General features: G+C 38.1%; 11 protein-coding genes. 7 read left to right on the forward strand and 4 right to left on the reverse strand.

The features are described 5' to 3' along the window. The first annotated feature begins 2 nt into the window (after positions 1-2). Positions 3-2,957: a glycoside hydrolase family 2 protein gene (locus tag ACJVDK_RS05930; protein ID WP_443939362.1), complete on the forward strand. Its 2,955-nt coding sequence runs from the start codon at positions 3-5 to the stop codon at positions 2,955-2,957. A 62-nt stretch (positions 2,958-3,019) separates the two neighbouring features. Here the strand turns inward: ACJVDK_RS05930 and ACJVDK_RS05935 are convergent, their stop codons facing one another. Next, positions 3,020-4,648 carry an acyl-CoA carboxylase subunit beta gene (locus ACJVDK_RS05935; RefSeq protein ID WP_443939363.1) on the reverse strand — a complete coding sequence of 543 codons (1,629 nt, stop codon included), beginning with the start codon at positions 4,646-4,648 and terminating at the stop codon, positions 3,020-3,022. 136 nt (positions 4,649-4,784) lie between these two features. Between ACJVDK_RS05935 and ACJVDK_RS05940 the strand changes: the two genes are divergently transcribed. Both ACJVDK_RS05940 and ACJVDK_RS05945 read left to right on the forward strand, forming a co-directional pair. After that, on the forward strand, positions 4,785-5,228 hold the full coding sequence (locus tag ACJVDK_RS05940) for a DUF2721 domain-containing protein (protein WP_443939364.1): 444 nt from the start codon (positions 4,785-4,787) through the stop codon (positions 5,226-5,228). A gap of 94 nt (positions 5,229-5,322) precedes the next feature. Next, on the forward strand, positions 5,323-6,141 hold the full coding sequence (locus ACJVDK_RS05945) for an MBL fold metallo-hydrolase (RefSeq protein WP_443939365.1): 819 nt from the start codon (positions 5,323-5,325) through the stop codon (positions 6,139-6,141). A gap of 380 nt (positions 6,142-6,521) precedes the next feature. Here the strand turns inward: ACJVDK_RS05945 and ACJVDK_RS05950 are convergent, their stop codons facing one another. After that, positions 6,522-6,872 carry a GIY-YIG nuclease family protein gene (locus ACJVDK_RS05950; RefSeq protein ID WP_443939366.1) on the reverse strand — a complete coding sequence of 117 codons (351 nt, stop codon included), beginning with the start codon at positions 6,870-6,872 and terminating at the stop codon, positions 6,522-6,524. Positions 6,873-7,008: 136 nt separating this feature from the next. Between ACJVDK_RS05950 and ACJVDK_RS05955 the strand changes: the two genes are divergently transcribed. From ACJVDK_RS05955 to bioD, 4 genes are all read left to right on the forward strand, one after another. Beyond that, positions 7,009-7,785: an XRE family transcriptional regulator gene (locus ACJVDK_RS05955; RefSeq protein ID WP_443939367.1), complete on the forward strand. Its 777-nt coding sequence runs from the start codon at positions 7,009-7,011 to the stop codon at positions 7,783-7,785. A 64-nt stretch (positions 7,786-7,849) separates the two neighbouring features. Beyond that, positions 7,850-8,287 (forward strand): hypothetical protein, encoded by a 438-nt coding sequence (locus ACJVDK_RS05960; RefSeq protein WP_443939368.1) that lies wholly within the window; start codon positions 7,850-7,852, stop codon positions 8,285-8,287. 89 nt (positions 8,288-8,376) lie between these two features. Continuing rightward, complete coding sequence (locus ACJVDK_RS05965) at positions 8,377-9,507, forward strand: aminotransferase class I/II-fold pyridoxal phosphate-dependent enzyme (RefSeq protein ID WP_443939369.1); 1,131 nt, start codon at positions 8,377-8,379, stop codon at positions 9,505-9,507. After that, positions 9,500-10,108, forward strand: a complete 609-nt coding sequence (bioD, locus tag ACJVDK_RS05970; RefSeq protein WP_443939370.1) for a dethiobiotin synthase — start codon at positions 9,500-9,502, stop codon at positions 10,106-10,108. The genes ACJVDK_RS05965 and bioD overlap by 8 nt, the downstream gene beginning before the upstream one ends. Here bioD and ACJVDK_RS05975 read toward each other — a convergent pair. Together ACJVDK_RS05975 and ACJVDK_RS05980 are read right to left on the reverse strand one after the other, a co-directional pair. Next, entirely contained in the window at positions 10,100-10,786 is a 687-nt protein-coding gene (locus tag ACJVDK_RS05975; RefSeq protein ID WP_443939371.1) for a GDSL-type esterase/lipase family protein, read from the reverse strand. The two genes, bioD and ACJVDK_RS05975, sit on opposite strands and share 9 nt — an antisense overlap. Before the next feature lie 86 nt (positions 10,787-10,872). Continuing rightward, positions 10,873-12,279 carry a calcineurin-like phosphoesterase C-terminal domain-containing protein gene (locus ACJVDK_RS05980; RefSeq protein ID WP_443939372.1) on the reverse strand — a complete coding sequence of 469 codons (1,407 nt, stop codon included), beginning with the start codon at positions 12,277-12,279 and terminating at the stop codon, positions 10,873-10,875. Positions 12,280-12,281: the final 2 nt, after the last annotated feature.

The raw sequence follows: 12,281 nt of genomic DNA on the forward strand, positions 1-12,281 counted from the left end.
GAATGAAACGAATCATTTCAGTACTATTCATGTACTGCCTGTTGCCTGCAATTTGCCTAGCACAAAATCCACGTCAAACATATAACTTTAATCCCGGATGGAAACTATTTATTGGAGACGCAAGCGGTGCAGAAGCGCCCAATTTTAACGATAGCCAATGGAAAAACATTACACTGCCCCATGCTTGGAACGAAGACGACGCTTTTAAAAAAACGATAGAAGATTTACCAACTGGGATTGCTTGGTACCGCAAACATTTTAAACTAAACAATGTCAACCAAACGAATAAAATATTTCTTGAGTTTGAAGGAGTGCGCCAAGCCGGTGAGTTTTATTTAAATGGTACATTCATTGGTAGACATGAAAATGGCGTAACCGCTTTTGGTTTCGATATTAGCAAGCTAATAAGCTACGACAAAGAAAATGTATTGGCTGTACGCATTGATAACTCTTGGAACTATCGAGAAAAAGCAACCAATTCCGGCTATCAGTGGAGCGACAAAAATTTCAATGCCAACTACGGTGGAATTTCTAAAAATGTGCGTTTACATGTTACGGGACAGGTATACCAAACCTTACCCTTATACACCACATTAAAAACTACGGGAAATTACGTTTACGCAAAGGGTTTTGACATCAAAAATCGCAAAGCGATAGTTGTATCGGAGTCTGAAATCAAAAATGAAAGCGCACAAACACAAAGTGTAATGTACGAGGTAGAAGTAAAAGATGCATCGGGCAAAACACTAAAAACGTTTTCATCTAAAGCCGAAAATATACCTGCAGGCCAAAGTAGCCTATTAAAAGCAGAAGCAGCATTAAGCGATTTAAATTTCTGGAGTTGGGGATATGGTTATTTGTACACCATTCAATCACGCTTAAAAATCAATGGCAAAATAGTAGACGAAATAAGTACTAAAACCGGATTTAGGAAAACTGAATTTAAAGACGGAATGGTTTATTTGAATGACCGTGTTTTAATGATGAAAGGCTATGCACAGAGAAGCAGTAACGAATGGCCGGCAATCGGCTTATCGGTTCCAGCTTGGTTAAGCGATTACAGCAATCAATTAATGGTCGAAAGCAATGGCAATTTAGTTCGATGGATGCACATTACCCCTTGGAAACAAGACATTGAATCATGCGATCGTGTGGGCCTTATTCAGGCCATGCCTGCCGGCGATGCAGAAAAAGATGTTACGGGAGTAAGATGGAATCAACGATTAGAAGTCATGCGCGATGCGATTATTTACAATCGAAACAATCCAAGTATTCTATTTTACGAATGTGGAAACGAATCTATCAGTAAAGAACACATGATAGAAATGAAAGAAATTAGAAATACTTTCGATCCACACGGAGGAAGAGCCATCGGTTCGCGCGAAATGCTCGATATTCCAGAAGCCGAATACGGAGGCGAAATGTTGTACATCAATAAAAGTGCTAGCAAACCCGTTTGGAGCATGGAGTACGCCAGAGATGAGGCCTTGCGTAAATATTGGGATGAATATACCCCTCCCTATCATAAAAATGGAGCAGGTCCATTACACAAAGGCGCCGATGCCAGTAGCTACAACAGAAATCAAGATTCTTTTGCCATTGAAGATGTCATCCGTTGGAACGAATATTATATAGAACGTCCCGGAACTGGAACAAGAGTAAGCTCAGGAGGTGTTAATATCATTTTCTCTGATTCGAACACCCATCATCGCGGTGAAGAAAATTACCGCCGAAGTGGAGAAGTAGATGCCATGCGTATTCCTAAAGATGCTTTTTATGCCCATCAAGTTATGTGGGATGGTTGGGTAGATGCCAAAAAAGAAGGTATTCATTTAATTGGCCATTGGAATTATAAACCCAACACAAAAAAGAATATCTATGTGGTGGCCACAGGTGATAAAGTAGAACTTATCTTAAATGGTAAACCTTTAGGTTACGGAGAAAGAAGCTACAATTTCTTATTCACATTTAAAGATATTGTCTTTAAAGAAGGGACTTTAAAAGCTATTTCATACACAAAAGATGGTAAAAAATTAGCCGAAACGCAGTTAAAAACAGCAGGAGCTCCAGTTGCCTTAAAACTAACACCTATCCAAAACCCAACAGGTTTCAAAGCAGACGGAGCAGATGTAGCACTGGTTCAAATTGAAACAGTTGATAAAGATGGAAATCGTTGTCCAACTTCTTTTAATGAGGCTGATTTTGAGCTGAGTGGTCCTGCAGAATGGCGTGGAGGTATTGCTCAAGGGCCAGATAATTACATTTTATCTAAACACCTACCGATTGAATGTGGGGTAAACCGCGTTTTAATTCGTTCGACCACCGAAGCCGGTAAAATTACGCTATCTGCTAAATCGGAAGGATTAAAAGCAGCGAGCATATCATTCGAAACAAAAGCTGTTAAGAACGAAAATGGACTATCGTCTCAATTTCCTTCAGATGGATTACAGTCAAATTTAAGCAAAGGCCCAACACCTTCAGTTCCATCGTACACGGTAAGTCGCAAAACGGTTAAAATAACATCGGTAAAAGCTGGTGCGAACAACGAAAAAGCCAATTTAAGTATCGACGATAATGAATTGAGCGATTGGGTAAACGATGGTCAATTAGAAACTGCCTGGATTAAATATACACTCGAAAAAAAGAGCACCGTAACGCAAGTGGCATTAAAACTAAACGGATTTAGAACCAAAATCTATCCTATCCGCATTTTAGTGGATGAAAAGGAAGTGTTTAAAGGGAATACAGAACCCAGTTTGGGCTACTTCACGGCAACGTGTAAACCTCTGAGTGGTAAAACAGTAACGATTCAATTACTGGGTTCTGGAAACAGCACCAATACCGATACGGGCGTAGAAGTAAATGGGAAAAAATTAGATGATGGGAACCAAAGTACGGTGAGTAAGATGAAGGGTGCGTTTAGCATTATCGAAGCCGATATTTTTGAAGCTCCTTAATCAGGGATTTAATACAAAAAACCTCGTAGCGATTACCATCCTACGAGGTTTTTTTGTACATATTAGGTTTGTATAACCCCCACATTAAACCGTTTAGAAATGGGTGCTTGATTAGCCGCTTCAATTCCCATCGAAATTACCTTTCTAGTTTCTACCGGATCAATAACACCATCTACCCAAAGCTGCGACGCGGCGTAATAAGGGCTCATTTGCCGATCGTACTTTTCGGTAATTTCTTTCAAAAGAGCAGCTTCTTTTTCAGGAGTAATTTCCGCCCCTTTTGCTTTTAAGGAGGCTTCTTGAATTTGCAAAAGTGTTTTTGCTGCCTGAGCACCACCCATTACCGCTATTTTAGCTGATGGCCATGCATATATGAAGCGCGGATCGTATGCCTTTCCACACATGGCATAATTTCCAGCGCCAAAGGAATTGCCCACAACAATGGTAAACTTAGGTACCACTGAATTGGCTACGGCACTTACCATCTTAGCACCATCTTTAATAATACCGCCATGTTCTGAACGACTACCCACCATAAATCCGGTTACATCCTGCAAAAACACCAATGGAATTTTCTTTTGATTACAATTCATAATAAAGCGCGCTGCTTTATCAGCACTATCTGAATAAATCACGCCTCCAAATTGCATCTCTCCTTTTTTCGATTTAACAACCTTGCGTTGGTTTGCCACTATACCCACAGCCCAACCTTCAATACGTGCTAGACCACAAATAATGCTTTGACCATAACCATCCTTATACGGTTCAAATTCTGAATTATCTACCAAGCGCTTAATAATTTCCATCATATCGTATGGTTTTTCCCTGCTATCGGGTAAAATTCCGTACATATCTTCAATGTTTTCTTTAGGAGGATGCGCTACAATTCGGTCAAAACCTGCATTTTCAGGCGCTGCCAGCATGCTCATAATCTTTCGAATACTATCCAAACACGCTTCATCATTCGGATGCTTATAATCAGTTACACCTGAAATTTCACAATGGGTGGTTGCCCCGCCTAACGTCTCGTTATCGATATCTTCGCCAATAGCAGATTTTACCAAGTAAGAGCCTGCTAAAAAGACGGAACCTGTTCCTTCCACAATCATGGCTTCGTCGCTCATAATGGGCAAATAAGCCCCGCCGGCAACACAAGCCCCCATAATAGCCGAAATTTGAACAATGCCTGCAGCCGACATCATGGCATTGTTGCGAAACATTCTACCAAAATGCTCTTTATCTGGAAAAATTTCATCTTGCATGGGCAAATACACCCCGGCACTATCAACCAAATAAATGACCGGTAAACGATTTTCCATCGCAATTTCTTGTGCGCGTAAATTCTTCTTTGCCGTCATCGGAAACCATGCTCCTGCTTTTACAGTGGCATCGTTAGCAATTAGCATACACTGTCGCCCACTCACATAGCCAATGCCGCAAACCACACCAGCAGCTGGGCAGCCACCCTGTTCTTGATACATTCCGTCGGCAGCAAAAGCGCCTATCTCAAAAAATGGACTTTCTTTATCCAACAAATAAGCTATTCTTTCACGCGCCAAAAGCTTACCCTTTTCCTTTTGCTTGGCAGCATTCTTCTCGCCTCCACCTTTGTATATTTTTTTCAATCGGGTACGTAAATCGTACACCAATTGCTTATTTACATCTTCATTTCTATTAAAATCAATATCCATAAAAGGCAATTTAAACTTAATTTAACAAATTTTGCATAGACTGTAATGGTTTCGGGTATGATTAAAACCAAACTAATTTTTGTGAGAAATTTTAGCTACTTTGGTTTCAGAAGTAAATTACAAAATTTAAAGCTGTATGCAAATTACCATTACCACTCCTGCTTTACTATTTCCAGCTATTAGTTTGATTATGTTAGCGTATACCAACCGCTTCTTAGCATTGGCAACATTGGTGAGAGCCTTGCATGCAAAATACCTTGAAAACAAAGAACAACCAGGCTTACAGCATCAAATCCGCAATTTACGTTATCGCCTACGCCTTATTAAAAACATGCAAGCCTATGGTGTGCTCAGCTTTGTAAGCTGTATTTGCTGTATGTTTTTCATCTATTTAGAAAAAAATAGTATGGCTGAAATACTATTCGCACTCAGTTTGCTGTTTTTTACAATCTCGTTAATTATATCACTTTTAGAAATACAGTTAAGTACCAAAGCTTTAGAATTTGAATTAAGCGATATGGAAGATATAAAAGACCCCTCTATTGGCCGGTACATCAAAAAACAATTCAAAAAGAATTAAAGCCGCATACTACTGCATATCAGCCACATCACAACAAAGAATAAGCTAAACCCTTTAAACCACCAAGCTAATCTTTATCTTAGCAATCCAAAACATGGGATTATATTTTACATCAATCAATTCAGGAAGCAATGGTAATTGCTATTATGTAGGGAATGAGGAGGAAGCGATTTTGGTCGATGTAGGCCTTAGTTCCCGAGAAGTAGAAAAACGAATAAACCGACTTGGTTTATCTATAGCCAAAATAAAAGCCATTTTTATTTCACACGAGCACAGTGACCATATCAAAGGATTACGGATATTTGCCAAGAAGTACCGCTTACCCGTGTACATCAGTACCGATACGTTAATAAGCAGTCGTTTAACGCTGGAAGAAGAACTTATTTATCCTTTAAGCCATCTTGAAACCATACAAATTGGCGATTTGAGCATTTGTGCATTTTCAAAACACCACGATGCGGCCGATCCGTACAGTTTTAGTATTTCGTGCAAAGGTTTTCAAGTAGGGGTATTTACCGATATTGGCCAAGTGTGCGATCGACTTATTGAGCAATTTAAAAATTGCCATGCGGCATTTTTAGAAACCAATTACGATACAAATTTATTAGAAAACGGACGTTACCCTTACTTTCTAAAAAAGAGAATAACCGGTGGAAAAGGCCACTTAAGCAACTCAGAAGCACTTGAGCTGTTCAACACGCATAAACCGGTGTTTATGACACATTTGCTCCTCAGTCATTTATCAAGAGACAATAACCGACCCGATTTAGTTGAAAAATTATTTCAAGAAACTGCAGGCAATGTACATGTAAAGGTGGCTTCACGTGACGAAGAAAGTTTGCTTTATTATGTTGGCAATACGCCTAAAAAAGAAAACATAATTCCAATGGAAAAAAACCTATTCTCTATTTAGGTGTAAAGTATACTTACAAAAAATCAAAATACTGATTTATAAGTATTGATTCAACATACAGATTTCTAGATATTTGTATTGTTATATAAATCTACGGGACGATTTAGCTTAACAAGATCAAAGAGAGGCTATTCATGAATAATGATAGCCTCTTTTACTTTTATAGTTTTTTAAAGCGTAAATAGCGATATGAGCCAGACTTAGCTCGAAAGAAAGCCAAACAATCAATCTATTTTAAGACAGCTGATAACCCCTACACTGTGACTGCTTGAAAAGATGTTTAAAATTTCCTTCACTATGCGAAATTTTGGGTAATCCATGGTGATTCTAGAAGAATAAAAAGTAAGCAAGCGCTAAAATTCAAAAAACAGACGCATATATTAAGACAAGCTACTAAACGACAGGCTTACTTGATTATTTAAGGTTTTCTGAAGTAAAATATTTTCGAAATCCAACCCAATGGTTAAATCAATCCAATTTGGATTGCATGAACGAACTAAACGTTCTTTTTGCATGCGTGTAAAGCGGCTTACCAATTTAAAACGTACCAAGGCTTGTTCTTCGGTTTTAAATTCTTCGAAATAAACTAAACGTGTTAATTGTTGCGCATTATCAAAAAACAAGTTGGGCATTTGTTTATAAAACTCCAATGTTTTCATTAAATCTGAACTCATGCCTACGTGAAGGCTGTTACGGTTTCTGTCGGTTACGATATAAACAAACTTTTTCATGCTAAAACGGCTTTAAAATTAAAAAACTAAACTATTTAGTATATCCTCTTGCAATTCAAAATAATATTACTAACTTTATGAGCATAAAATTACTAACTTTTTTAGTATTTACAAATTTATTTTAAATTTTATTTTTATGTCAAATATTTCGAACAACTTAAAATACCTCAGAAAGAAAAAAGGTCATACACAGCAGCAATTTGCTGATATAATGGAAATTAAAAGATCTTTAATTGGAGCGTATGAAGAAGACCGTGCAGAACCGAAATATGAATTACTAAAAAAAATAGCAGAATACTTCGATTTAACAATTGATGAATTCATCAATGAAAAAATCACCGATAGCTGGAAACCCAAACCGAAAAGCAGCGGCTCCAATTTACGCGTATTAAGTATATCAGTAGATCAGAACGATCGCGAGAACATTGAGCTCGTTCCAGTAAAAGCAAGCGCGGGTTATTTGAATGGTTTTTCTGATCCACAATACATCAGTGATCTTCCTAAATTTCAATTGCCCCTACCCGCTTTACGGCAGGGAACTTTCCGTGCTTTTGAAATTATGGGCGACAGTATGCTTCCCGTACAGCCGGGTAGCGTTATCATTGGCGAATACCTCGACAATTGGAACGAAGTTAAAGCCGGTGAAACCTATGTCATTATCAGTAAAAACGAAGGAGTGGTATACAAACGAGCAGGCAACCGATTTCGCGAAAACAAAGAGTTAAAATTGATTTCCGATAATAAAGTATATGATCCGTATACCCTTGCCGCAGATGATATTCTCGAAATTTGGAAAGCAAAGGCTTATATATCAACATCGTTGCCAGAACCTGCTCCGGACCCAACCATGGAAACCTTAACCCAAATGATGGCGCAAATGCAAAAATCAATTTCTCAATTAAACAAAAATTAATCGCCATTAAACCATTTGGATTTTTTTTCATCTATCAAAATAGTAAACACATAAAATTTGAACAATGAAAAAAGCAATTTTAACAATAGTAATTGCAGTAATGGGATTCAGTGCTGCATTTGCTCAGAATGGCGCAAAACGCAAACAATTGGCGAATCTAACCGCTGAACAAAGAGCTGAAAGAGCCACTGCAGGTTTAGATAAGCAGTTAAGTTTAAGTGCTGATCAAAAAACAAAAGTATACGCCATTCAATTGGAACGCGCAAAAAAAATGGATGCCTACAAAGGAGAGGATAAAGCTGCATTAAAAGAAAACAAAAAAGAGATTAAAGCATTATTAGAAAAATCGCAAAGTGATTTGGATGCCGTTTTAACTCCAGAACAAAAAACAAAATACGAAGCCTTTAAAGCAGAAAAAAAAGGTGAAATGAAAAAAGGGCATGGAAAAGATGGCAAAAAAGCGCCTGCTCCGGTAGTTTCAAATCCACCTGCACAAAGCTAACGGTTGAATGTTTTAGAACCAAAAAACAATTGTTCGTGATATTTCAGAAAGCGTTCCTAATTTAGGAGCGCTTTCTGTATTTTTGGACGATGCAAAAAATAGAATCCTTTCTGGAACAAAAATTACAAGAAAGAAGCGATAACGGCTCTTTAAGAAGCTTGTCGACCCAATTTCTTCCCATCGATTTTTGTTCAAATGATTATCTAGGTTTTGCAAAATCAACTACCTTAAGTCGAAGTATTGACGAAGCGCTGCTTCATCTACCCGATTACCGTAACGGTGCTGCCGGCTCACGATTGCTAAGCGGAAATACCGCTTTTACCGAAGAAACGGAACAAGTATTGGCCGACTATCACGTGGCAGAAAGTGGATTACTATACAATTCTGGCTATGACGCCAACCTGGGCTTGCTTTCCTCAGTTCCACAACGAGGCGATACCATACTGACAGATGAACTCATTCATGCCAGCATTATTGATGGTTGCCGCCTAAGCCATGCTAACCGACTGAAATTCGAACACAATAACCTTTCATCACTGGAAGATAAATTGAAACTTGCCAAAGGAAACATTTTTGTGGTGGTTGAAAGTGTGTACTCCATGGATGGCGATATTGCTCCCTTAACTGATTTAGCATCGCTCTGCGAAAAATATGAAGCCAACTTAATCGTTGACGAAGCACATGCTACCGGAATTTTTGGACGTTATGGAAATGGTTTGGTCAATCAATTTGGTTTAGAAAATAAAGTTTTTGCACGCATTATCACCTTTGGAAAAGCTTTAGGTGTTCACGGAGCCATTATTTTGGGAAGTAAAAAAATGCGTTCGTATTTGATTAATTTCTCGCGCTCGTTCATTTACACCACGGCTGCTCCCATCCACTCGGTATTGGCCATCCGCATGGCTTACCAGCAATTAAAGCTAACGGATCAGCAATGTATTCACGAAAAAATTGCCTTATTTCGTAGCGAAATTGAAAAAACACATATACCAAATCTTCCTAGCATTAGCACCATTCAAGGCATCCTTTTTCCATCCAATCAGGCTGCAAAAGAAGCTGCTTCCTTCTTACAAAGCAACAATTTTGATGTTCGGGCTATTTTAAGTCCTACCGTTCCGATCGGAAAAGAACGCTTACGCATGTGCCTACATACATTCAACACTGACGAAGAGATTATTTCGTTAGTGGATTATTTAAAACGCATTATCCCCCATGGCTAAATATTTTATAACCGGTATTGGAACTGGCATTGGTAAAACCATCACAAGTGCCGTTATTACGCAAAAACTTCAGGCAGACTATTGGAAACCGATTCAATCGGGCGATTTAGACAATAGTGATACCTTAACCGTAAAGAGCCTAATCAACAACCCCCATACACGTATTCATCCCGAAGCTTACCGATTAACACAGCCCTTATCTCCGCATTTATCAGCCAAGCTAGATGAAATCGAAATTGACTTAAATAAAATTATCCTTCCGAAAACAGAAAACAACCTGATTATAGAAGGTGCAGGTGGTTTGATGGTTCCTTTAAACAATTCGGAACTGATAGTCGATTTGATTAAAAAATTAGGCGTTGAAGTTATTTTGGTTTCTCAAAATTACCTGGGCAGTATCAATCATACCCTATTATCCATCAATCTGCTTAAACAGTACCAAATTCCCATTAAAGGAATCATTTTTAACGGAGAGGAAAATGCAGAAACGGAGCAATATATTCTAAACTATACCCAAATAAAAAAGCTAGGGCATGTGCCTAGCTTTACGGAACTCACTGCTGAGAATATTGCTTTAGCGGGAAAAGAGCTATTACTTTAAATAGCCTCCAGCGTTTAATAAATCTGCCCAAACTTTGTATCCTGCCGGGATAAGGTGCAATCCATCCGCCGTTAATTCGGCTCGCAAATGCTTGTCTTTATCCAAAAAAGCCGGATACAAATCGATCACGGTTACATTTTTTGCTTTGAACGTTCTAATTTGATCGTTTAAATACAAGATATGTTCGTCTTTACCATAGTGGTTCTTGAATTTTTGGAAAGAGCTATTAACCGGCAAAAGGGTATAAAAATAAATCTGCGTTTTTTTAGAACCCTTTCGGATGCGTGAAATAATCTTTTTGTAATTCGCTAAGATGGCGCTATCGGGGATGTTTCTTGAAATATCATTAATACCAATTAAAACAAAAACTTTAGCAGGTTTGCCATCAATTACATCTTGCAAACGATCTAAAACACCATAGGTAATATCACCAGAAATACCTCTATTTTTTGCTTGTGGCAGGTTTAACAACTTAGCCCAATCGGTGCCAGCTGTAATGCTGTTCCCTAAAAAGATGTAATCGTTTTTCGATTTAGGATCTTCCTTAAATTTTGCTACTAATTTGGTATAGCTACCCGGGCGATACAAACTGTCCCATTGCACAGTTTGTGCTTTAACTGCACCAACAAATAGCACAAAAGTTAAAGCAAAGATGATTTTATTTAAAAGAGTTTTCATTAAAAAATTTTAAGTTTAAATATAAGAAACCTAGGCAAGGTTTCTTATACTTTTCTCTTTTTTAGCAAATTAAAAGGGTGATTTATTTATTTTTCAATTTCGAACTTTTCACCAAAACGATCGGTAACTACCACTTTTACTTTTTTAACACTTGGTTCAAAATGTGCTACAAATAAATGTTCTGTAGAATGAGGCTCTGGGAAAGTTCTTCCAGCAGGTAATTTATCTCCTTTGTACAAAGTAACTGTTTGTGGATCAAAACCCTTTTGATTTTCCATCGCGCCCATTGCTTTTCCGTCTAAAAAATACTCTACTTTCCATTCTGGATCCCAGTTCCAAACGTTTGCAATTAAGCGTTTTTGGTTGGTTAATTCATCCACATAAATGTGAACTTGCTCGGTTCTATCCAACCCAGTTCCTTGATAATACCATTTAAGTTGTGTACCATTAACTTCATATACACCATAACCACGAGGCGAACCATCTTCGCACACTGGTCCTGTCCACCAAGCACCGCACACGGCACCGTGATTGTGCTCAAAAATACCGTTGGTAATTACATTACGGGTATAATGCGTATGTCCTGACATGATGTGCACATTGGTAAAGCCATTTAAAACGGCATACAACTCATCATTGTTTTTAACTGAATTGTGGGCTGGAATATGCAGATTCACAATTAATAGCGCATCCTTAGCAACATATTCCAAATCTTTTTTCAACCAATCAAGCTGATTTTTAGAAATATATCCATCGTATTTCCTATCCACGCCCAAATAACGGACATCATCTAACACCACATAATGCGCTTTACCGCGATTAAATGAATAATAGGTTGGGCCATAATGTTCCTGGAAAGTTATATCCGACGTTTCATCCCCCCCTTTACCGTAATCCATATCGTGATTTCCAAGTGCTTGAAAGAACGGAATGCCCATTTGCTTAACTGCCTCGTTGTAATCCGCAAAAAGCGCATGATTATCCCACACAATATCGCCAACAGAGATACCGTGTACGGGAATTTTCCCCATCGAACGAATTGTTTTTTGCGTAGAAGGAACAGATGTTTCCATCATCTGTTGAACATCTTTTTTATTTTTGACCTGTGGATCGGCCCAAATAATAAAGTTATGTCTGTTATCATCCACTTTCATTGCTTTAAGCTCGAAATTAAGCGATGATTTTGCATCTACTTTTTCGTAGTATTTTGCAATATAGGTGTCGGTTGTAAATTCGTAACCTGCAGGTGTACTTACCCAGATAAACTTTGCTAAAGGATTTACGTCAATGCTATAATTTCCTTTCGAATCAGTTGCCACGACGCTATATCCATCTGAAACCACTACACGAGCGATGCCTTTTCCTTTGCTTGTAACCGTACCGTGTATTTTTGTATCTGAATCCAATAACGAAAATGCAGAATACGATTTTAAACTTACAAATAAGGTGGTGGTAAGTAATCCTGTTTTTTGTATAAATGACCTTCTATTCATGA

Origin of the sequence: Pedobacter paludisoli, assembly GCF_052344095.1 — a bacterium.
Taxonomy (GTDB): domain Bacteria; phylum Bacteroidota; class Bacteroidia; order Sphingobacteriales; family Sphingobacteriaceae; genus Pedobacter.